Raw genomic sequence first — 22,163 nt, 5'->3', positions numbered from 1 at the left:
ACACTGCCGTCTCGACCACACGCTGCCGACTCGCCTGTGCGCCCCTCGGCGAACTACCAACCTGCTGCGGGCTTCCCCTTGCCTTTGCCACTACGCCCGCGGGATCGCGCCGGCTTCTGGACTGAGCGATTTTCGTGCGGCCCCTGGGCCGCATGAAAATCGGGAGGGAAGAAGCCGGCGCGATCCCGCACGCCTCGGCGGGGCCGAGGCAGATGACACAGGCTCGGGAATGCCTTTGCCCTTCGCCAGTTCGCGTTCCTTCTCGCGGATCACGGGCAGCACGTTCTTCCCGAAGTGCTCCACGTCTTCCAGGTAGTGCAAGAAACCCAGCAGCAGCAGGTTCGCGCCGCGCTTCTTGTATTCGATCGCTCGGTCGGCGATTTGTTCCGGCGTGCCGATGAGCTGGGTGCGGAAACCGTCGTTGTACTGCACGAGGTCCTTGAACTCGGAGTCGGCCCACATGCCTTTGTTGTCCGCCGTGGACTTCCCGGCCTGCGCGACAGCGGAACGGAACCCTTCGACAGCCGGCCGGTTGGCCTTCTCGATGATCTCGCGCAGCACGGCTTCGGCCTCGGCAGCCGATTCGCGGGCGATGACGAACCCGTTGAGTCCGAAGCGGACAGTGCGGCCGTTCGCGATGGCGCGGACGTCTTCGACTTGTTCGGTGAAACCGTCGTAGTCCTTGCCGTTGCTGAAGTACCAGTCGGACACGCGGCCGGCGACCTTGCGGGCGGCCGTGGAGTTGCCGCCCTGGAAGATCTCCGGGTGCGGGCGGCCGGGGGAGACCTCGGGCTTGGGCTTGATGTCGAAGTCGTGGATGCGGTAGAAGTCGCCGCCGAACTCGGCGTGGTCGTTCGTCCAGAGTTCGCGCACGGCGGTGATGAACTCCTCCGTGCGGCGGTAGCGCTCGTCGTGTTCGAGCCACGGTTCGCCGAGCTTGGTGAACTCGTCCTTGAACCAGCCGCTGACGACGTTGATGGCCGCGCGCCCGCCGGAGATCACGTCGGCGCTCGCGACGAACTTCGCGAGCACACCCGGGTGCCACAGGCCGGGGTGGATCGCGGCGATCACCTTGAGACACTGCGTCGCCAGCAGCAGTGCGAGGCTGAAGCCGGTGGATTCGTGCTGGTAGGAGGCACCGTAGCTGGCGGTGTAGCGGACTTGGGTGAGCGCGTACTCGAAGCCGTTGTTCTCGGCCAGGATGGCGAGCTGCTTGTTGTACTCGTACCCCCAGTCGGTGCGCTGCTCGATGTCGCTGGTGACCAGGCCGCCGCTTACGTTCGGGACCCAGTAGGCGAATTTCAGGGGCTCGTGCAGGTCTGGTGCGGACATGTCGCGAGTGAAACAGCGGCCCTGAGCAGCGTCAACGCACGTCCAGGGCGTGAGATCATCCACAAAGGACCTTGCGCTGATCGACTTGAACCGGTTGTGGGCGGGGCCCGTACTCCCCTTTGCGAAGGGAGCTGGTGGCCGTGGACCTGATCAACGTCGTGGAGCTCGTGGCGCTGGCGGTGATCGTGACGCTCGGCGTCGTCGAACTGCTCGCCCCGCCGCGCGCCCGTCCGGCGGTGCGCGGGTACGATTCCGGGGCGGACGAGTTGGCTGGACGGTCGCGAATCGGGGTGACCCGGTCCGAGGAAAGTCCGGACTCCGCAGGGCAGGGTGGTTGCTAACGGCAACCCGGGGCGACCCGCGGGACAGTGCCACAGAAAACAGACCGCCCCCGTCTCCGGACGGGGGTAAGGGTGAAACGGTGGTGTAAGAGACCACCAGCACCCCGGGTGACCGGGGTGGCTAGGTAAACCCCACCCGGAGCAAGGCCAAGAGGGAGCTGCCGCTCCTGCGCAGGCGCTTGAGGACGGCCCGTCCGATGCCTGCGGGTAGGCCGCTGGAGCCTGCCGGCAACGGCAGGCCGAGATGGATGACCGTCGCCCGACCGGCCGCGAGGCCGCGCCGGGCACAGGATCCGGCTTACACGCCAACTCGTCCGCCCTGCTTTGGGGCTTCTGCCGTCCCGGGCACCTGCCGGCCGAAGCCGTGCCCGTCGATTCCGGCATCTGCTGGGGCCGGGTTGGTGGGGCCGTGCACGTTTTGGCTGGCGTTGTGCCTCTCCGGCTCTGGCATCTGCTTCGGTTCGGCCGCGCCCGTTCTTGCCGACGCTGTGCCGTCCCGCTCCGGCACCTGCTTCGGCCCCACCACCCGCCAAAAACCCACCCCCAACCCCAAGACACCAACACCTACCGCCCGGTAGCATCCCGCCCATGGGCGAAGCAGCCGAAGCGGCGAAGAAGTTCAAGGGCACCTTCGACACCCTCCACTCCCTGATCTACTTCGTCCCCGAAGCCGAAGAGCACCTCACCGCCGCGGGGCTCCGGCCCGGGCGCATGACGTACTTCGCCAGCCGCTCCGCGCCGATGGGTGCGGTCAAAGCCGGCGTGGTTGCCGCGACGTTCTACAACTTCAACCCCGAGATCGTCGAGCGCCACATCCCGCGCGCCTGGACCCTCGCCACACCCGAACAAATCATCGAAGCCCGCTTCACCGCCGTCGACGTCGCCCTCAGCAGGCTCCTCGGCGACGAGATCCACGCCGAAACCACCGCCGAAGCCGCGGAGCTCGCGCGTGAAGCCACAGACGGCTGCCGCCCGGAAGGCCGAGCCCTCTACGCCGGCCACGCGAGTCTTGCCTGGCCCGAAAAGCCGCACCTCGTCCTCTGGCACGCCCTCACGCTCCTGCGCGAGCACCGCGGCGACGCCCACGTCGCCGCGCTCATGCTCCACGGCCTCGACGGCCTGGCCGCCCTTGTCACGCACGTCGCGAGCGGCGCCGGCTTCACGCCCGACATGGCCAAGAGCACGCGCGGCTGGAGCGACGAACAGTGGGACGCTGAGGTCGCCCGCCTGGCGAGCCAAGGCGTCATCGGCCCCGACGGCGACCTCACGGACAAGGGTGCCGACCTCCGTGAGCGCGTCGAGGCCGCCACGAACGCCGCCTCCGAAGGCCCCTGGCGGCACCTGGGTGAGGAAAAATCCGCCCGTCTCGCCGAGCTGTGCCGGCCGCTGAGCCGTGCCGTCGTCAAGGCCGGCGCGTTTCCGCGAGCGGTGACCTCTTCCCGATAAGGCACCTCTCGTGCCCGATGTCCGGCATCACGCTATGTAGTGAAAATCCCGGCCCGACTTGCGCGTATCGTGACAAGCGCCTCACTGCTCCCGGCGACCCTGGGGCAGCGTGGCGGTGACACTGCGGGCTCACTCGGAGAGGCCGAATGGGGCATGCCACACTGGCTCCGGCCGGATATCGACCACTTGGGAAGTACCGAGAGTGAGCAAAACACTCCCAGCAGGGTGAGTTCGTGAGTCCACTGCGAAATCCGGGTGGCCGGGGTTAATCCCAAGCACCCTTGCCCCCATGATGGAGGGCGAGGAATTCTGACCAGACGACCCCAGCCCCATCCGTGTCCACAAGTCGACATTTACACAGCGCGCTTTGACCACTACCCCTTGTGACGCCATGATGTTGTTCGAGGCTTCGCCGAAGCCAGAAGCGCGCGGGACCGTCCGCGCACCGGGAGTATCGCGATGACCACCATGACCACGCTCGAGACGCTGGCTGCCGGCGAACTCGGCACCGGAAACGTCCGAAACTGGTTGCTCGACAACGTCGTCCCCCTGGTGTTGCTGGCCGTCGCGCTCCTGTTGCTCTGGCTCGGTGGCGGCAAGGGTGACAACGCCGGTGTCATGCGCAGGCTCGCCGGTGTCGTCATCGCGCTCGCCATCATCGGACTCGCGGTCAGTGGCGCCGGCGTCAACGTGGGCCAGTGGATCGCCGGCCTGTTCACGGGCTGAGGCGGAGCAGGCGTGCGCATCAGGACGGATGACGAGGTCTACCGGGTCGACGCCGTCTGGCTCGGCCCGCCGAAGGCGACTTTTCCCTGGAGAGCCCGCTACGTAGCGTGGCTCATCGGCATACCCATCTTCCTGGTCGTGCTCACCATCGAACGGTGGGCCGGCTGGAGCTTCGGATTCTTCTCCACGGCGTGGGCGTTCGTGGCCACGATCGTGATCACCCGGCTGATCACCGCCAAGATCAGCCACGAGCGCCCGCTGGGCGCGGTGATCGGGATGGCCGGCCGCGAGCTCAACACACCGCGTGAGAAGCCCGCGGGTACGGGCGGCGCCGTCAGCGCCAGCCGTATCCGCGTGCGGGCCGAGCGCCCGTTGCCGAAGCACAAGAGAAGGCGGCAGTACCGGCACCACGGCTACGGCCAGGGCACCGGGGTTTCGGCCGGAGCACAGGGAGCACCACGAGCGCGCCGGAGCCGCCCCGCGGCTCGGGCCGGGAGGTAGTCGTTGTTCGGTCGCGGCGGAAGCCGAGGAAAGCGGGATCGAAGCGTGCCCACGGGCGCCTGGGAAACCCCGCAGCAGGTCCGGCAACCCTCGCCGAGGAACAACTCCTCGGCGGGCAAGAGGCTGCCCGGTGAGCAGGCCATACCCGCGTACACGCCATCGATCGCGGCGCGCAGCATCGACGGGCACCTGCTGCGCACCGGGCACGAGGTGTACGCCTGGTACCGGCTCGCGCCCCAACGGTGGTCGTTCCGCTCCGACTCACAGCGCCGCGACCTGATCGCGGCCATCGCGGGCCAGTACGCGGAGCTGCAGGGCCGCTGGCTGCACCTGCGCGTGACCAACCGGCCGTACCCGATCCGCATGTGGGCCGAGGCCCACGTGCACAACGCCGTCGGCCGTCCCCAGGACGTGCCGGGTGCCCTTTCCTTCGACGACTACCTGATCGGCGAGCAGCAGCAGCTGATGGGCCGTTCGATGGCCGAAAAAGAGGTCTACCTCGGCGTCCAGGTGCAGACCCGCCGCATGGTCGACCGCGCCGTCGAACGCGCCGCCCCCGTGCTGCGCAAGATCCTGCCCGAGGCCGTCGACGCCGAGCTGGTGGCGCTCGACTCCGAGGTCGAGCACCTCGACCAGGTCATCGGCACCGCCGGGCTCGAAGGCCGTCCGGTGCACGCCGAGGAGATGTCCTGGCTGATGCACCGCTCGTGCTCGCTGGGCCTGCCCGCGCCGCGCAACATGCCGGCCGTGCCGGGCGCCGCGTGGGAGCCCGAGGACCTCGCCAGCTTCACCGACGCAGCCGACTTCCACGCCGACCCGTACGCGCCCACGGTCACCGTCCGTGGCCGCACGGGGTCCAACGCCGGCGTGTCGCGGCACCTTGCCGTGCTCACCGTCGGCCAGATGCACGGCCTGCAGATCCCCGAGGTCGACGACCCGTGGATCCAGCACGCCGACCGCCTGCCCGCCGCCGTCGAGGTGTCCGCGCGCATCTACGTGCGCCGGCCCGAAGAGGTCGCGGGTGAGCTGCAGCGCCAGATGAACAAGGTGCGTTCGCAGGTCAAGCACTACACCGACGAGCACGAGCTGGAGCCGCCGCAATCGCTTGCGCGCCAGGCCGGGCGCGTGCTGGAGATCGACGACGAGATGACGTCGGGCTTCACCGCGCTGGCCACCCGCGTGCGCTCGTGGTGGCGTCTGGCCGTCTCCGGCCCGACGGAGCGCGACGCGCTGCGCCTGGCCCAGCAGCTGCTCGACCTGTACAAGCCGAAGGTCGCGATCGAGCACCCCGAGGCCCAGTACGCGATGGCGCGCGAGTTCATCCCGGGCGAGCCGCTGGCGTCGGCGGCGTACATGCGTCGCGGCTCGGTGGTGTGGACGGCGTCGTCCGTGCCCACGGCCACCGCGGAGGTCGGTGACCGGCGCGGCATCCTGCTCGGCGAGACGGTGACCGCGACCCGGCGGCCGGTGGCGTGGGACCCGTGGATGGCGCAGGAGATCCGCGACGGCTCGGGCCTCACAGCGATGGTGGCCGGCCTGGGTGGCGGCAAGTCGTTCCTCGGCGGCGGCATCGTCTACAAGACGCTGCGCGCCGGGGCGCACTGGACGATCCTCGACCCGTCGGGCCCGCTGGCGCGGCTGTGCGACCTGCCGGAGCTGCGGCCGTACGCGCGACCGATCAACCTGCTCAACGCACAGCCCGGCATCCTCAACCCGTACCGCGTGGTCGCTGATCCGCTGCTCGAGCACTTCATGGACGAGGACGACCCGGAACGCTCCTGGCGGCGCGAAAAGGCGCTCGCCGGCGCGACCCGGCGCCGTCTGGTGCTCGACGTGCTCACGGGCGTGCTGCCGTACGAGGTGTCGCGCATGGCGCAGACGCGGATCGTGCTGCTGCGCGCCGTCCGCGCCGTCGGCGGTCGTTTCGACGCCGACCCGGGCCAGGTCATCGACGCGCTGCGCCGCGATTCGAGCGAGCACCACGAGCACGCCGTCGTGGTCGCCGACTTCCTCGACGAGATGCGCGAACGCATGGCGCTGCTCATCCCGGAACGCGGCGCCGACCCGTACTCCGAGACGCGCGACGACCGCATGACGGTGCTGACCATGGCGGGCCTGACCCTGCCCAAGGACGGCGTGCCGCGCGAGTACTGGACGGACGCGGAGTCGCTCGGCGTCGAGATGCTGAACCTCGCGGCGTGGCTCACGCAGCGGTCGGTGTACGAGAAGCCGAAGGAACAGCGCAAGGGCGTCTGGATCGACGAGGCGTTCTTCCTCTCGGAGGTCCCGACCGGCCGCGTGCTGATGAACCGCTTCGCGCGCGACTCGCGAAAGTGGAACGTCCGCGTGCTGCTGTCCTCGCAGATCCCGGCCGACTTCCTGAAGATCCAGGGCTTCGTCGCCCTGCTCGACTCGGTCTTCGTCGGCCGCCTCGACGACGACGACGCCCAGGCCGACGCCCTGCGCCTGCTCAAGGTGCCTGTCGGCGTCGGCTACGAACAGGTCGTCGCCGCGTTGGGCCGCCGCCCCGGCGCGCAACGCGGCACAGAACGCGACGTGGAACCCCGCCAGTTCATCTTCGGCGACGGCGCCGGCGGCGTGGAACGCATCCGCGTCGACTTCTCCGGCCCCCACCTCGACCAGCTGCGCTCGGTCATGGACACCACCCCGGGTTCCCCCGACGCGCGCACCAAGCCGGGCGCGGCCCTCGTGCGACCCCACGAGGAAGCGCCCGCCCCCTACGTCCCCACCCCACCGGAGGACGACGAGCTGGAACACGACTTCGAGCTCCAGGCCGAGCTCGAAGTCGGCCTTACCGACGAGCAGCTCCTCGGCTCGCCGGACCCGCTCGCGTCCGAGACCGGCGAGGTGGAGGGTGCTGTGCACAACGGAAACGGACAACCTGCCAACGGACACTCCCCCGACCGGCACGCCCGGGCCGGCGGCAAGGGTGGTACCGGCAGGGATGCCGCGTGAACACAGTCTGGACGCTGGCGTTCGTCCTGTCGTTCGCCGCTGGCTGGCACGCGCTGAAGCGGCGCATCAAGGAAGGTCCGAAACCCGGCCGGCGGCAGCCGAGCCGGCGGGCGGCCATGCTCGCCGTGATCACGATCCTCGGCTTGCAGACGGTGCTCATGGCGCCGTCGGCCAACGCCGCGGCCTGCGGTGAGTCACCGAACCCCGAGCGGCCCGGCTCGGGCATGGTCGGCGCGATCGACCCGCCGGAAGGCCACGGCGAGCCCGGCAGCGCGTACATCGACTACAGCTACGCGGGCATGGTCTGGAACACCTACCAGACCAACTGCACGGCGCTGTCCGCCATCGCCTCGCCCAGTTCCACAATCGACACGTGGGCGGGCAACCAGCTGTTCAACGTCGGCAAGAACATCGTCGGCGCCACCAACTCGCTGCACTACACCGTGCTCGAGGGCGGGCTGCTGAACCCGATCTACAGCGCGGTGAAATCGGGCGCGGAGAAGGTCTACAACAACATCTACGCGCAGCTGTTCGGGCTCGTCGCGCTGATCCTGTCGATCATGCTGTTCCGCCAGATCTGGCGGGGTGACCTCGCGGCGGTGAGCAAACGGGCGCTGTACGCGCTCGCAGGGGTGTGGCTCGCGGCGTCGTCGCTGGCGATGCTGCGGTACTTCGACCCGATCGACAAAGCGATCGTCCAGACCACCACGAACATCCAGGCGGGCTTCGTCGACGAGAGCTCCGACCGGATCGTGCGCGACATCCTGCCGACGAACCTGCACACCCAGATCGTCTACGACAACTGGCTGCGCGGGGAGTTCGGTTCGCCGACCGCGCCGCAGGCCGACCAGTTCGGCAAGCCGCTGCTCGACGCGCAGGCGTTCACCCGCGACCAGCTCGTGAACGGCGACGACGGCAAACAAAACGTCGTCGACGCCAAAAAAGCCGCCTTCAAAGACATCTCCGGCAAGCTCGGCCCCGCCACCGGCTACTTCACCGGCGAGTCCGGCGGCCGCACCGGCGCCGGGTTCCTGGCGCTGGGCCAGAGCATCGTCTACTCGCTGTTCCAGTTGCTGGCCAAGGCTTCCGTGCTCCTCGCGCAGGTCTTGATCCGCCTGTTCACGCTCACCGCGCCGCTCATCGGCCTCGTCGCGCTGCTGCACCCGGACATCCTGCGCCGCGTGCTGAAGGTGGCCGGCGGGATCGCGTTCAACCTGGTCGTGCTGTCGGTGCTCGCGGGTGTGCACGCGCTGCTGCTGCAGGCGATCTTCGACGCCGGCAGCTCGCTCAACCTGCTCACGCAGATGGTGCTCGGCGGCCTGATCACGGTGCTGCTGTTCCTGGTCGGACGGCCCGTGCGGCGGCTGTGGCAGATGGTCGAGATGTCCGTCAACGTCGTGGGTGCCGCGGTGCCTTCGCCCAACGGCGGCATTTTCTCCCGCTTCCGCAAGAAGGCCGGGCCTTCGCCGCAGGACGAGTTCTGGCAGAACGTGCGCGACACCGACGACGTGGTCGACGGCGAAGCGCGCGGTCCGATGGGCGCGACCGTCGGCGGCGGGCGCTACCGGCCGGAGGCCGCGGTCTTCGCCAGCGCCCAGCGGCTCGACAACGGTTCCCGCTCCGCGCGTCCGGCCGCCGCTTGGTCGGGTGCGCCGTGGCCCGGCGCCGTCGGGTCGGCCGGCGAGCGCGCCGCGCTGACGTCGGGCGGCGGTGGAGCGCCGGTGTTCTCGCAGTACAACCCGGTCACGGGCGAGCCGGGCGACTACGTCGGCGGCCGCCGCGTGCCGATGCAGGAAAGCCGGCGCGTCGACACGTCGCCGGTGGCCGACCGGCGCTGGAGCGACGAGCAGGAGCCGGTCGTCGTCCCGTCGCGGATGAGCTCGTCGGACCGCGGCTACACCTCGCCGGAGTCGATTCCGGAGCAGGCAGGCGTCTACACGCCGCCGGGCATCCGCGCGCAGCCTCGCCGGGTCGACCCGGAAGTGGTCGCGGGCAAGCCCGTTTTCGTGCTGTACCGGCCTTCCCGTGGCATCGAGGTTCGCGACACCGACCAGCTCATGGGGCGGTGACGCGTGCCGATCCGGACCAACCGCGGCCGGACCGCGGTCTACCGCCGCCTGTGGGGCTATCCGCTCCGCTCGCCGCGCCACCTTGTGGGCACGATCGTGTTCCTGGCGATCGTGGTCACCGCGCTCGGCATCGTGCTGCCGAAGGTGATGGGCAAGCCGGCCACCGCGACGCCGGGCGCGCCGGGCAGCACATCGGTCGCCACGACCACGTCGCAGCCGCCGGGCATCGCGGCACCCGTGCCGACCACCGCGACGCTGCCGACGCGGCTGTCGAGCCCGCTGCTCACCCCGACGTCCGCGGCACCGAACCCCGAGGCCGTCAACGTCGCCAAGCAGTGGGCCACGGCCTGGGTCAACCACCCCGCGGGCATCACCAACGCCGACTGGCTCAACGGCATGCGCGCCCTGACCACCGACGAGTTCCTGCCCCAGATGTCCACTGTGGACCCCGCGAACATCCCGGCCACGCGCGTGACCGGCGACGCGACGGTCCAGTCCTCCTACACCAGCTCCGTCGTAGTCATTGTCCCCACTGACGGTCCGAAGCTGTCCATCACCGTGGTCAACACGGGCGCGGGGTGGCGGGTTTCGGACTACGACCAGGCGAGCTGACTCGGTGAAGATCGCTATCCTCGTCGCGGTGCTGGTCGCCGCCGTCTTCGCGACGGTGCTCACCGCGAGCACCGTGACGAAAGTCGTGGTGGACCAGCAGGAAGCCGCCGTCGGCGGGATCCTCAACACCTCGTGCGACGCGGCGATCGGTCCCACGCAGCCCGGCCGGCCGGAGACCGGTGCGGGGCAGGCGCAGAACCTCGACGACGAGCAGCGCGGCATCGTCTCGCTCATCATCTCCATCGGCAAGCAGCGCAGCCTCGCCCCGCGCGCCTGGCAGGTGGCGATCCAGGCCGGCATGACCGAGTCGGGCCTGCGCAACCTCAACCACGGCGACCGAGACTCCCTGGGCATCTTCCAGATGCGCCCGTCGATGAACTGGGGCAGCGTCGCCCAGGTCACTGACCCGAACTACGCGATCAACAAGTTCTACGACGTGCTCCTCGCCGTGCCCGACTGGCAGAACGAACGCCCGGGCGACGCCGCGCAAGCCGTGGAACGCTCCGGTTTCCCCGACCGCTACCACAAGTGGGAAGCCATGGCTTCCGTGCTGATCGAGAACCTGGGCCAGGTCGTCGACGCGTCCGGCTGCGGCCAGGGCCTCGGCGCCGCGCTCCCGCCCAGCCAGGCGGCGGCGCAGGCCATCAAGTTCGCACTGGGGGAGCAGGGCAAGCCCTACGTGTGGGGCGCGACCGGTCCCGGCGCGTACGACTGTTCCGGTCTCATGCTGCGCGCCTACGAGTCGGCCGGAGTGATCCTGCCGCGCGTCTCCCAGGACCAGTACAAGGCCGGCGCGATGCTCCCGGTGCGCGAGGCGCAGCCCGGTGACCTGATCTTCCTCGCGACGGACCCCGCCGACCCGTCCACCATCCACCACGTGGCGATGTACCTGGGCGACGGCAAGATCGTCGAGGCCCAGCAGACAGGCGTGCCCGTGCACGTGCGCCCCTTCTCCTTCGACGAGGCCGAAGTGGTGCCGCAGGCGGTGCGCCCCGGCGTCTAGCATGGAGTTCGGGAGTCACCGGCTCTTGACACGGACCGGGGTGACCGCTAAGGCGCTTGACCGGCGCCGCGGATTCACCCGAAGTCGCGGCCTGTCCACGAGCACGCGGCCGCGCGCTGGCAGAGGATGACACACGTGGCACGGAAATTCGGCAAACGAGGCAAGCCCGGCCAGGGCGAGCCCCAGGACCCGGCAACGTTGTTCGGTGCGCCCCAGCCTCCGCGGCAGGCCGCGCACCCCGCGTCGAGCACCCCCCTGGCCGACCACCTGGCCCACGGCTGGCCCGGCGTCGACCCCGGGTACGTCGTGCTGCCCCGCTCCCTGGCCGAGGGCATGTCCCTGCCCTGGCAACAACAGATGGCCGCGCTGCTGGCCCAGTTCCACGCCGAACACGCCGCCTTGGCGTGGCCGATCTACCGCGTGGTGCCGTCGCGCTACGAAAAGCTTGTCGACCTGGACGAAGAACAACTCGCGGAAGCCGGCTACCTCGTCGAAATCGACACCGAAGGCGAGATGATCTACCGCGAGCGGAGCGGGCGGAAGGTCGACGACCCGCTGAACACGACCGTTCTGGTGTCCTGCCTGGATCCGATTCCGAAGCCCAAGCCGCGGCCTGCCGCTCCCGCCCCTTCTCAACCGTTGCGGGCGCCTGCACCGATGAACATCGGCCCGGCCCCGGTGTGGCGGACGGTGCCGCATCCTGGTGAGGGTGAAGTTCCTGGTGCTCCTGGCCCTGGTGGTCCGGTTTCTGGCACTCCTGGCACTCCTGGGCTTGCTGGCCCTGTTGGTCCGGGCCCTGTCGCTCCGGGGCCTGCTGTCTCAAATGCCGGCCCCGGCCAGGGCGGTCCTGGCTTCCAGACCCCGCCCGCCGGGCCACCGCACCCTGGTTTCGACCCGACATCACACGCTGCGCCGGCCAACGGCCCTTCGCCCGAGGCAACCGGCTGGCAACACTCCGCCGCAGGTCAACCTGGTGGATCAACCTTCGCCACCGGTGCCACGGACCTGAACGCAGCCACCTTCGGCACCCGCTCTCCCAATACCGGCGGCCCCGGCCCCGGCGCTCCGGGCTTCGCCGCGGGACCTGGAGTCCCAGCCGCAGCACCCGAGACCGCTCAGACCACCTCGGCGTCGGTGCCTGTTGTTCCCGCTCAGATCCCGGTCTCCACCCAACCTCAGTGGACCTCGGCTCCGCAGCCACCACCGGCTCCTCCGGCGGTCCAGCCGCCGATTACCGAGACGCCCGACCCCGGCCTGCTCCCGCCCGAGACCGCGCACGCCGCGGAACCGGTCACGCAGCCCGCGCCCCTTCAGCCGCCGGCTCCGCCCACGGAACCAGAGCCTGTCCAGACTCCGGCTCCCGCACCGGTCGACCCACCGACCGGCACCATTTCTCCGGCCCCTTCGGCAACCGACTCCTCCGTCGAGCCCGCGGCTGCGCAGGAAACGGCCCCTGTCCCTACTTCGGGCGACACAACACCACCTGCTGCCGACACGTCTCCGGCTGCAGCCCTGGCAACTACCGCCGATCCGGACGATGCCCCAGTGGCCGAGCCTGCCGGGGACCCCAACCCCAGCGCATCGGATCTCATCGAATCTCCATCACAGACTTCCGAGCCACCGCAGGAACCGGCAGCCCCGTCGCCACAGCAGGACGCCACCCAGCAACCGCCACGACCGGACGAACAGCCGCAGCCTGCACCTCTGACCAGCCCGCCGGCGGGATTCCCGGCTGAGCAGTCGCAATCGCCCGACCATTCGCCCCCGCATGACCAGCCGCACACATCTCCGGCGACCGAGTCCTCGACACAGTCGCCGATCGCGCAGGCAGAGCCACAGTCGTCGGACCACCCATCACACGATGATGTGCACCCGCAGGAGCCGTCGGCGCCCGAGTTTTCGGCGCAGTCGCCGGGTGCGCAGGCGGAGCCACTGGACCGATCGCCGCTGGTGGAAGAGCAGCCGCAGGCGTCTTTGGCCAGTGCGTCTTCGCCGCAGTTGTCTGATCAAGGGGCGTTCGAGGCCGCCGCGAGCGAGCCGCAGCCTGCGATTGAGCAGGCTTCGCCGCAGGTTGAGGTGCAGCAGCCGGATGAGGTGGCTTCCGTCGTTGCGGCGGGTCAGGCCGAGAGCGCCGAACTACCCGCGTACGAGCCGATTCCGCATGTCGAAACGTCCGAGCAACCGGTGGATGCGCAGGCCGAGCCAAGGCAGGTGCCTTCCACGACTGAGCCGGAGCTGCCGCCGGCCGATCGGCCGACGTCGCAGATCGCCGCGCCGGAGCAGCAAGTTCCGCAGGTAGAGGACCAGCCGTCCACCGAGAGTTCGGGGGCAGCGGAGCCGCAGAACGGGCGGCCGCAAGGGGAGTACCCGTCGGCTCAGCAGGCCGCTGCACCGGCGCAGGTCCCGCAGACAGTTCAGCCGCCGGCTGCGCAGGCAGCTCAACTTCCGGCTGCGCAGGCGGCTCGGCCTCCGGCTGCGCAGCCGGAGCAGGTTGCTGGTCATCCGCAGCACGGCCAGCCGACGAGTGCTGCCGAGCCTGCTCGCGGTGAAGAGCTGAGCCAAGCGCAGCAACCTTCCGGGATTCAGCCGACCCAACCGGCAACTGGGGCGCCGCAGCCGCCGCGCGAGGCAATGCCGCAGGCGAGCGGGCAGCCGAGTGCAGCGCAGCCGCAGCCTGGGTGGGCCCATCCGCAGGCGGGGAGCGATCAGCAGCCGGCTGGTGTACGTGCAACACAACAGCAGGGCGGCCAGTGGAGCCAGCCGCAGTCGGGCGGCCTTGTGCCGGGCGGCACGCAGCCGCAGTTTGCGGGCGCGGCAAGTGGGTCGCCTCAGCCGGCTGCACAGCAGCAAGCTGCCGCGCAGCCAGACGCGGCGCCAAGCGGTTTGCCCCAGCCCGGCCCGCAGCAACCGGCTGGCGCGCAGCCGGAGGCAGTATCGAGTGGCTTGCCCGAGCTGAGCGGGGTGCAAGGCCCCGGCGGGCAGCATCCGGCTGCTCCGGCAACCGGCTTGCCCCAACCGAGCACGCAGCCAGCGGCTCCGGAGAGCGGCGTGGCGCAACCGGGTGCGCACCAGGCGATTCCGCCGAGCGGCTTGCCGCAGCCAGGTGCACAGCCGGAGGGGCAGCAGCCGGCTGCTCCGGCGAGCGGCTTGCCCCAACCGGGCACGCAGCCTGGCTGGAGCCAGCAGGAAGTGCGCGCCCCATGGCCCGAACTGCTCCAACCCCAACCGCGGCCCGCGCTAGGGCCGGACGGCCGGCCCCTGCCGGTGTTCCCCGGCCAGGAGACCGGACCCGTGGCACCGCCGCCCGCTGCAGCGCGGGTGTATCGCGCTGCGCCGCCGGTGTTTCCCGGGAAGGAGCCGGTGGTGCCGGTGGTGCCCGAGGTGAACCAGCCCGTTCAGGAGAAGCCGGGGTTGCCGCAGCCGTCGTCGATGGAGAGGAAGTTGGCGGGGCAGCGGGGGCAGGCGGAGGGTGCGCAGGTGAGGGATGTGCCGTTGGGGTTCTCGGAGCAGACGGCCCACGGACAGCAGCCCAACGCATCCCAAAGCCACCCCGCCGACGAAACCCCCACCCCGCCACGCGGCATCCCCCAGGTGCGCGGTTGGTTCGACCAGCACCCCGACAACCCCAACACCCCACCGCAAACCGCCACACCCCCCAATGGCGACGACCCCGACGGCGGCGAGTTCGGCCCCACCGGCGACCCGACCGAGATCCCGTTCCGCTGGCGCAAGTGACCTGCCGGATGTCAGGCTGGACGCATGGCTGACGACCCCAACCCGGACCCCGGCTGGTACTACAACACCCGCACCCACGAGGTGGAACACCTGGAACGCAGCCGGAGCATCGACCTCCTCGGGCCCTACCCCGACGAGGCCACCGCCCGCCGCGCCCTCGACATCGCCCGCGAGCGCAACCGACAGGCCGACGCCGCCGACCGCGAATGGGACGGCGACTGACCACCCGCCACGTCGGGCCGGGTCCATCCGGCCCGGCCCGCTGACGTCCGCCCGCTGACGTCCGCCCGCGGTATCCGGCGCGCCTGATCTCGACCCCGGGCCCGCGAAGGTTTGCGTGGCCCGACTCGGGCGCACTTCGCCGCCCACGGCAGGTCAGCTCGCAGCGCCGGAATCGCCGCCGAAACCGGGGCTGATACCGCAGTTCTCAGATCGACCCGACCGCCACGTCACCGCCCGGGCGGGCCAGCTCAATGTCCGGAATTACCGCCGAACTGAGACATGGGCTGGTTGCCGCGATCATCGGCCGGCACGTCGCTGTCCGGCCCGGCGTGCCGAGGCACGGCCGGTGCACCGGCCTGAGTGGTTGCCCGTGGAGCGCACGTCGCTGCCCGGCTCGCCGCGCCGAGCCCCGACGTATGCGCCGACACCCGAGCCGCGGAACCCACAGACCACAACCTCACAAAGACGTCGAAACTCCCGGCCCCAACACGAACTCCGGATCCACCTGCGCCTCGAGGTCCTCGCCCATCCGGCCGTTACCCCAGGCCCGCGCGTTGCGCAGGTGGAAGTCCACGGCCTGGCGCTGATAGCGAGCCCAGTCGCGGGTCACGCCGTCGACCGTCGACAGCATCGACGCGAGCGTCCCCAGGTTGTGAGGCTCCAGTTCCCCAATCGGACGCGAAGCGCCGCGCTCACCGGCCCGGACGTGTCCCGAAGACTCCAGCCAGCCCAGCAGAGCCGGGCCCAGCGAGGACTGCAGAAAAGCCACATCCTCCGCATCCGTCACCTTGTTCCCCACCGCCACCAGGTGCACGCCGAAGTCGCGCGCGTGGTCGGCGTACTGGCGGTAGACGCCGACGCTGCGCAGCGTCGGCTCGCAGACCAGGAACGTCACGTCGAAGCGCGTGAACAGGCCGGACGCGAAGGCGTCGGCGCCGGCGGTCATGTCCATCACCACGTACTCGCCCGGGCCGTCGACCAGGTGGTTGAGCAGCAACTCCGCGGCGCCGACCTTCGAGTGGTAGCACGCTACGCCGAGGTCGTCCTCGTCGAACTGGCCCGTGACACCCAAGCGCACGTCGCCCAAAAACCGGAAGCACGCGTCGGTGACGGGGTTGTCCTCGAACGGCGTGACCAGGCGCGATCCGCGGCCCGGCGGCGTGGTTTTGATCATCGCCGACGCGGAAGGGATACGCGGGTTGTCGCCGCGCAGGTAGTCCTTGATGAGCGCCATGTTGTCGCCCAGCGTGGGCCACGCGAGCGCTTCCTCCTCGGTCGCGCCGAGGGCGACGGCGAGGTGCTGGTTGATGTCGGCGTCGATGGCCAGCACCGGTTTGCCGGCGCCGGCCAGGTAGGAGACGAACAGCGACGAGAGCGTGGTCTTCCCGCTGCCGCCCTTGCCGACGAACGCGATCTTCACGGCGAAACCCTTTCACAAAATGAAGATGGTTTTCATTACAGCAAGGATCAACGTACACCCGCGCGGCTCGCGCCCGAACGGGCGATCGGCGGCCGTCGAGCGGGATAGTGTTGTGTGGTGCCACTCGTGATCAGGACACCCGCGTCGGGAGGGGACTTCGGTCGGCTCCGGACGGAGTTCTCGTTGCCGGAATCGTTCGGTCCCGAGGTGCTGGCCGAGGCGGAGGCCGCTGTGCTCTCCGCGCGCGCCGAGGGCCGCGAGGACGCCACGGACCTGCCGTTCGTGACGATCGACCCGCCCGGCGCCAAGGATCTCGACCAGGCGATGGTCGTCGAACGCACCGGGGGCGGTTTCCGCGTGCACTACGCCATCGCCGACCTCGCCGCCTTCGTCCCGCCCGGCGGCGCGCTCGACCACGAGGCCCGCCGCCGCGGCCAGACGCTCTACCTGCCCGACGGCAACGTCCCGCTCCACCCCACCGTCCTGTCCGAAGGTGCCGCAAGCCTGCTGCCCGGCGAGGTGCGCGCGGCCGTGCTCTGGACGGTCGACGTCGACGCCGACGGCGAGCCCGTCGCCACCCGTGTACGCCGCGCGCTGGTGCGCTCGACCGAACAGCTCGACTACGAGAGCGTGCAGGCCTCGCTCGACGCGGGCACTCCGCACCCGTCCGTCGCCGCGCTGCCGGAGCTCGGCCGGCTGCGACGCGAGCTGGCCGTGCAGCGCGGGGCCGTGGAATTACAGCTGCCGGAGCAGGAGATCAGCGGCGACCCCGACGGCGGCTGGGCGCTGGCCCGTCGTCCGCGCACCGCCGTCGACGCGTGGAACGCCGAGATCTCGCTGCTCACCGGCATGGCCGCGGCGCAGATCATGATCGAAGCCCGCGTCGGCGTGCTGCGGACGTTGCCGCCACCCGAGCCGGACGCCGTGGAGTGGCTGCGCCGCTCGGCGTCGGTCGTGGGCGTCTCCTGGCCGGCGGGGCTCGGAGTTTCGGAGTTCCTGTCCTCTTTGGACCCCGGACAGCCGTCGTCGATGGCCATCTTCGCTGACACCACGCGGCTTCTGCGAGGCGCCGGCTACACGTCCTTCGACGGATCCCTGCCCGCGCTCACCACCCACGCGGGCATCGGTGGCGCGTACGCCCACGTCACCGCGCCCATCCGCCGCCTGGTCGACCGCTTCGGCACGGAGGTCTGCCTCGCCGTCACGGCCGGGCGCGAGGTGCCGTCGTGGGTTCGCGACGCGCTCGCGGAGGTGCCGTTGCAGATGTCCGCTTCCGACGGTCTCGCCGCCCGCGTCGAACGCGCCTGCATCGACCAGGTGGAAGCGTGGGTCCTGGCGGAACGCGTCGGGCGCGAGTTCACCGCCGTGGTGCTGCGCGCGGAGGAGACGCGCGCGGAGATCCTCGTGGAGGACCCGCCGGTGATGGCCAAGTGCACGGGCGAGAAATTCCCTGAAGGCGAACGGATCGGCGTCCGCCTGACCGCCGTGGACGTCGACAAGCGGAAGGTGTCGTTCGAACGCGTATGAGGAGCACCGAACTCGTCGACGACCTGGGCGAACCGGTCCCGTTGTCCGGCCCGCCGGTGCGAGTGGTGTCCCTGGTGCCTTCGCTGACGGAAGCCGTGGAGATCAGCGCGCCCGGCCGGCTCGTCGGTGCCACGGACTACTGCACGCATCCGTCTGATTTGGACGTTCCACGCGTGGGCGGCTCGAAGTACCCGAAGATCGATCGCGTGCTCGACGTGGCGCCTGACCTGGTGCTGGCGAACTCCGAGGAGAACCGCCCGGAGGACGTGCAACGCCTGCGTGCCAACGGGATCCCCGTGTTCGTCATGGCGGCGGCCGCTTCGGTTCCTGCGGCTTTGGGCTCGCTGCGCCGTCTGCTGACGCAGGTCTACGCCCTGGACGAGCCCCAGTGGCTGGTCTCCGCCGAAGAACTCTGGCGCACGACGGCCCCGATCCGCTTCCGCGCCGTTATCCCGGTCTGGCGCAAGCCGTGGATCGTCTTGGGCCGCGACACGTTCGCGGGAGACGTCCTCCGCCGCGTCGGGGTAGCGAACGCCTATGCCGGCGCCGATGACCGCTATCCACGCCCTCCGCTGGACGAGCTGCGGGCTGCCGCCGCTGACATCGTGGTGCTACCGGACGAACCGTACGAGTTCACCGCCGACGACGGCCCGGGCTTCTTCCCGGACCTGCGCCCGGTTCTGGTCTCGGGGCGGTATCTGACCTGGTACGGCCCGTCACTTGTCGAAGCCCACGGCGCCTTGACCGAAGCGTTGGCGAAGCTGCCGTGACACTCGGCGTCCGCGCTGCGCGTTTGCTCGCATCATTGGACTGCTGTCGCATCGAGCCCGGCCTCACCGACGCCGAATTCGATCGTATCGAGGCCCAGTACGACATCGAATTCGCCGACGATCACCGTGCGTTCCTCGCCACGGGCCTCCCCGTCGAGTCTCCGCACGAAGAGGGTCAAACCTGGAAACACCCGTGGCCCGACTGGCGCAACGGCGACCCGGCCGCCCTTCGGGCCCACATCGACTGGGAGACGGACTACGTCATCGACCTCGTCCGGGACGGCTACTGGGAACCCCGCTGGGGCAACCGCCCGGTCACCCCGCACGACGCGGTGGGCGCCTTCCGCCGCCGCCTCCGCACAGCGGCCCCGATGGTGCCGATCTACGCTCACCGCTACCTCCCCGGAGGACACGGCACCTCCGGGCGCCCGGTCCTTTCCATGCGCGGCTTCGACATCATCTACTACGGCAGGGATCTGCTGAACTACATCGTCCGCGAGTTCGCCGAGCCCCTGTCCGGAGCGTGGCCGCCCCCACGGATCGCGTTCTGGGCCACTACCTCGAAGACGAGTAGGGACCGCGACGGGCCGCCCGGCGGTTGAGCGGCCCGTCGACATCCGGCCCCTACAGGGTCAACCCCGTCAGTACGGTCACCCGTTCCTCCGTGAAATCCGCCATCGCGGCCGCCGGGCCTTCGCGGCCGACGCCGGAGTCCTTGACCCCGCCGTAAGGCATCTGGTCGGCGCGGAAGCTGGGGACGTCGCCGATGAGGACGCCGCCGACCTTCAAGCGGGCGGAGACGTCGAACGCCGTGGGCAGGTCGCGCGTGAAGACGCCGGCCTGGAGGCCGAAGCGCGAAGCGTTGATCCGCGAAACGCCCTCGTCCACAGAGGACACCCGGATCAACGAAACCACCGGCCCGAACACCTCCTCGGCCATCACGGCAGCTTCCTCCGGCACCCCGGACAGCACCGTCGGCTCCACTGTCGCCCCGGAACGGCCGCCGCCGGTGAGCAAAGAAGCACCGGCGGCGACAGCGTCCGACACCCACGAAACAACTCGCGAAGCCGCGGCCTCGTTGATCAGCGGGCCGACATCCACCCCGTCAGCAGACGGGTCGCCCGTGCGCAAAGCGGCAACCCGCGCCAGAACCCGCGACTCCAGCTCGTCATACACATCCGTGTGCACGTAAACCCGCTGCACGGAGATGCACGACTGCCCCGCCTGGTACATGGAGAACGTCGCGATCCGCTGCGCCGCGAAATCCAGGTCCGTCCAATCCGGGCAGACCAGCACGGCGCCGTTGCCGCCCAGCTCCAGGGAGACGTGCTTGCGCGGCACGCTCTCCCGGATCGACCAGCCGACCGGCACCGAGCCCGTGAACGAAACCACCGGCAGCCGCGGATCGCGAACCAGAGCGGCCGTCTCCTCGTTGCCCAGCGGCAGAATCGACCAGCTCCCCGCAGGTAACCCCGTCTCCGCCAGGATCTCGCCCAGCAGCAATGACGTCAGCGGCGTCGCAGGCGCCGGCTTCAGCACGATCGGCGCGCCGACCGCGATGGCCGGCGCGACCTTGTGCGCCACCAGGTTCAGCGGGAAGTTGAACGGCGTGATCCCCAGCACCGGTCCGCGAGGAACCCGGCGCACCAAGGCCATCCGCCCGGTGCCACCCGGGTCCGTGTCGAGGCGCTGCAGCTCGCCCGAGAATCGGCGGGCCTCCTCGGCGGCCCAGCGGAACGTCGACACCGCGCGCCCCACCTCGCCCCGCGACCACTTCAACGGCTTGCCCGACTCGGCCGTGATGAGCCGCGCGATCTCGTCGGCCCGCTGACTCAACGAACGGGACACGTGGTCCAACGCCCCCGCCCGCACGTGCGCGGGCGTAACAGCGAACTCGTCGGCCACCGAAGCCGCCGCCGCAACCGCCGCCTCGACGTCCGAATCGGTCGGCACGAAGTGCGAACCGGCCTCGCTCCCGTCGTAGGAGTGGTGGACGACCGTGGTCGAAGAACTGGTCACCGGCTTGCCGGCGATCCAAAAGGGAACAATCACTTGCGCACCTCCGTGCGGACCGCGTGCTCGAGGACGGACAGGCCCTCGTCGAGCAGCTCGTTGGACAGGGAAAGCGGCGGCAGCAGCCGGATGACGTTGCCGTAGGTCCCGCAGGTCAGCACCACCACACCGAGCGCGTGACACGCCGCCGCGACGCGCCTGGTGAGGTCGGCATCCGGCTCGGAGGTGCCGGCGCGAACGAATTCCGCGGCCAACATCGCGCCGCGCCCGCGCACGTCGCCGATCACGCCCGTCTCGGCGGCCAGAGCCCGCAGCCGCGGCAGCACGACCTCCTCCACGCGCCGCGCGGAAGACGCCAGATCCGAACTACGCATCGTCTCGATCGAACCCAGCGCCGCGGCACACGCGATGGGGTTACCGCCGTAGGTCCCGCCAAGACCACCGGGCCCGACCGCGTCGAGCAGCTCCGCACGCCCGGTCACGGCCGACAGCGGCAGGCCCGCCGCGATGCCCTTGGCCGTCGCGATCAGGTCCGGCACCACGCCCTCGCGCGACGACGCGAACCAGTCGCCGGTGCGGCAGAAGCCTGTCTGCACCTCATCAGCCACGAACACCACGCCATTCGCAGCGCACCACTGCGAAAGCGCCGGCAGGAACCCCGGTGCCGGCTCGATGAACCCGCCCTCACCCTGGATCGGCTCGATCACCACGGCCGCCACCTGGTCGCCGCCGATCTGCTTCTCGATCCGGTCGATCGCGATCCGCGCGGCCTCCGGACCCGAAAGCCCGTCGCGGTACGGGTAGGACCCCGGCACGCGGTACACCTCGGGCGCGAACGGGCCGAAGCCGTGCTTGTAGGGCACCGACTTCGCGGTCAACGCCATCGTCAGATTCGTCCGCCCGTGGTAGGCGTGGTCGAACACCACCACGGCCTGCCGCCCGGTCGCGGCGCGCGCGATCTTCACCGCGTTCTCCACGGCCTCCGCGCCGGAGTTGAACAGCACCGACTTCTTCGCGTGGTCACCCGGCGTCAGCTCCGCCAGTGCCTCGCACACCTCGACGTACCCCTCGTACGGCGTGACCATGAAACACGTGTGCGTGAACCAGCCCGCCTGCTTGCGCACGCGGTCCACGACCTCGGGCGCGGAGTGGCCCACGTTCGTCACGGCGATGCCGGAACCGAAGTCGATGAGCACGTTGCCGTCGGCATCGGTGAGCAGACCGCCACTGGCCGACGTGATGTACGCGGGCAGCGTCGAGCTCACCCCCGCCGCGACCGCGGCCGTCCGCCGCTCCTGCAGCGCGCGCGACGCCGGGCCGGGGATCTCGGTGCGCAACTGGCGCAGGCGGGGCGCCGGGGCCACCAGGGTTTCGGTGGTCATGGTCATGGGCTCAACTCCTGGGAAACGGGCTGGGTCACCTCCCAGGATGAGGCGGCTCCATGCACGAGTCAGCTGGCCAAGATGTCCA

General features: G+C 70.2%; 16 protein-coding genes and 1 other RNA gene. 13 read left to right on the top strand and 4 right to left on the bottom strand.

What is annotated here, in order from left to right:
- Positions 1-90: 90 nt before the first annotated feature.
- Positions 91-1,332 carry a dimethylsulfone monooxygenase SfnG gene (gene sfnG / locus AB0H62_RS00205; protein ID WP_360583177.1) on the bottom strand — a complete coding sequence of 414 codons (1,242 nt, stop codon included), beginning with the start codon at positions 1,330-1,332 and terminating at the stop codon, positions 91-93.
- A 262-nt stretch (positions 1,333-1,594) separates the two neighbouring features.
- Between sfnG and rnpB the strand changes: the two genes are divergently transcribed.
- From rnpB to AB0H62_RS00155, 10 genes are all read left to right on the top strand, one after another.
- Positions 1,595-1,990, top strand: an RNA gene (gene rnpB, locus AB0H62_RS00200) — RNase P RNA component class A.
- A 271-nt stretch (positions 1,991-2,261) separates the two neighbouring features.
- Complete coding sequence (locus AB0H62_RS00195) at positions 2,262-3,119, top strand: hypothetical protein (RefSeq protein WP_360583175.1); 858 nt, start codon at positions 2,262-2,264, stop codon at positions 3,117-3,119.
- Between the two features lie 459 nt (positions 3,120-3,578).
- The gene (locus AB0H62_RS00190; RefSeq protein ID WP_220246511.1) at positions 3,579-3,845 is read left to right on the top strand and encodes a hypothetical protein; all 267 of its coding nucleotides are present in this window, start codon (positions 3,579-3,581) and stop codon (positions 3,843-3,845) included.
- A 12-nt stretch (positions 3,846-3,857) separates the two neighbouring features.
- The gene (locus AB0H62_RS00185; RefSeq protein WP_220246512.1) at positions 3,858-4,346 is read left to right on the top strand and encodes a hypothetical protein; all 489 of its coding nucleotides are present in this window, start codon (positions 3,858-3,860) and stop codon (positions 4,344-4,346) included.
- A gap of 3 nt (positions 4,347-4,349) precedes the next feature.
- A complete protein-coding gene (locus AB0H62_RS00180; protein WP_220246513.1) occupies positions 4,350-7,322 on the top strand; it encodes an ATP-binding protein in 2,973 nt (990 codons plus the stop codon).
- Positions 7,319-9,391 carry a magnesium transporter gene (locus tag AB0H62_RS00175; protein WP_220246514.1) on the top strand — a complete coding sequence of 691 codons (2,073 nt, stop codon included), beginning with the start codon at positions 7,319-7,321 and terminating at the stop codon, positions 9,389-9,391. The genes AB0H62_RS00180 and AB0H62_RS00175 overlap by 4 nt, the downstream gene beginning before the upstream one ends.
- Before the next feature lie 3 nt (positions 9,392-9,394).
- Positions 9,395-10,003 (top strand): hypothetical protein, encoded by a 609-nt coding sequence (locus AB0H62_RS00170; RefSeq protein ID WP_220246515.1) that lies wholly within the window; start codon positions 9,395-9,397, stop codon positions 10,001-10,003.
- 4 nt (positions 10,004-10,007) lie between these two features.
- Positions 10,008-11,006 (top strand): C40 family peptidase, encoded by a 999-nt coding sequence (locus AB0H62_RS00165; protein ID WP_360583172.1) that lies wholly within the window; start codon positions 10,008-10,010, stop codon positions 11,004-11,006.
- 1,866 nt (positions 11,007-12,872) lie between these two features.
- On the top strand, positions 12,873-14,741 hold the full coding sequence (locus AB0H62_RS00160) for a hypothetical protein (RefSeq protein ID WP_360583170.1): 1,869 nt from the start codon (positions 12,873-12,875) through the stop codon (positions 14,739-14,741).
- Between the two features lie 24 nt (positions 14,742-14,765).
- On the top strand, positions 14,766-14,963 hold the full coding sequence (locus AB0H62_RS00155) for a hypothetical protein (protein WP_220246518.1): 198 nt from the start codon (positions 14,766-14,768) through the stop codon (positions 14,961-14,963).
- A gap of 457 nt (positions 14,964-15,420) precedes the next feature.
- Here the strand turns inward: AB0H62_RS00155 and AB0H62_RS00150 are convergent, their stop codons facing one another.
- Positions 15,421-16,383, bottom strand: coding sequence for an AAA family ATPase (locus AB0H62_RS00150; RefSeq protein ID WP_220246519.1), 963 nt, complete (start codon positions 16,381-16,383; stop codon positions 15,421-15,423).
- 126 nt (positions 16,384-16,509) lie between these two features.
- Between AB0H62_RS00150 and AB0H62_RS00145 the strand changes: the two genes are divergently transcribed.
- From AB0H62_RS00145 to AB0H62_RS00135, 3 genes are read left to right on the top strand one after another with little or no spacing between them, the layout of a single operon-like run.
- Complete coding sequence (locus AB0H62_RS00145; protein WP_220246520.1) at positions 16,510-17,910, top strand: RNB domain-containing ribonuclease; 1,401 nt, start codon at positions 16,510-16,512, stop codon at positions 17,908-17,910.
- A complete protein-coding gene (locus AB0H62_RS00140; protein ID WP_360583167.1) occupies positions 17,907-18,680 on the top strand; it encodes a helical backbone metal receptor in 774 nt (257 codons plus the stop codon). The genes AB0H62_RS00145 and AB0H62_RS00140 overlap by 4 nt, the downstream gene beginning before the upstream one ends.
- Entirely contained in the window at positions 18,677-19,282 is a 606-nt protein-coding gene (locus AB0H62_RS00135; protein WP_360583165.1) for a hypothetical protein, read from the top strand. The genes AB0H62_RS00140 and AB0H62_RS00135 overlap by 4 nt, the downstream gene beginning before the upstream one ends.
- Positions 19,283-19,304: 22 nt before the next feature.
- Here AB0H62_RS00135 and AB0H62_RS00130 read toward each other — a convergent pair whose 3' ends face one another.
- Both AB0H62_RS00130 and gabT read right to left on the bottom strand, forming a co-directional pair.
- Positions 19,305-20,732 carry an aldehyde dehydrogenase family protein gene (locus tag AB0H62_RS00130; RefSeq protein WP_360583163.1) on the bottom strand — a complete coding sequence of 476 codons (1,428 nt, stop codon included), beginning with the start codon at positions 20,730-20,732 and terminating at the stop codon, positions 19,305-19,307.
- The gene (gene gabT / locus AB0H62_RS00125; RefSeq protein WP_360583161.1) at positions 20,729-22,081 is read right to left on the bottom strand and encodes a 4-aminobutyrate--2-oxoglutarate transaminase; all 1,353 of its coding nucleotides are present in this window, start codon (positions 22,079-22,081) and stop codon (positions 20,729-20,731) included. Before gabT ends, AB0H62_RS00130 begins: the two co-directional genes overlap by 4 nt.
- Positions 22,082-22,163 lie beyond the last annotated feature (82 nt).

It is taken from the genome of Amycolatopsis sp. NPDC050768, assembly GCF_040654155.1.
Classification (GTDB): Bacteria; Actinomycetota; Actinomycetes; order Mycobacteriales; family Pseudonocardiaceae; genus Amycolatopsis.
Note: the sequence above shows the minus strand (reverse complement) of the source record. Positions and strands in the feature narration are given on the sequence as shown.

Bases quoted from the DNA above. Each gene is read 5' to 3' on its own strand.
- AB0H62_RS00195 (WP_360583175.1), top strand. From the start codon at position 2,262: ATGGGCGAAGCAGCCGAAGCGGCGAAGAAGTTCAAGGGCACCTTCGAC.
- sfnG (WP_360583177.1), bottom strand. From the start codon at position 1,332: ATGTCCGCACCAGACCTGCACGAGCCCCTGAAATTCGCCTACTGGGTC.
- gabT (WP_360583161.1), bottom strand. From the start codon at position 22,081: ATGACCATGACCACCGAAACCCTGGTGGCCCCGGCGCCCCGCCTGCGC.
- AB0H62_RS00140 (WP_360583167.1), top strand. From the start codon at position 17,907: ATGAGGAGCACCGAACTCGTCGACGACCTGGGCGAACCGGTCCCGTTG.
- AB0H62_RS00190 (WP_220246511.1), top strand. From the start codon at position 3,579: ATGACCACCATGACCACGCTCGAGACGCTGGCTGCCGGCGAACTCGGC.
- AB0H62_RS00155 (WP_220246518.1), top strand. From the start codon at position 14,766: ATGGCTGACGACCCCAACCCGGACCCCGGCTGGTACTACAACACCCGC.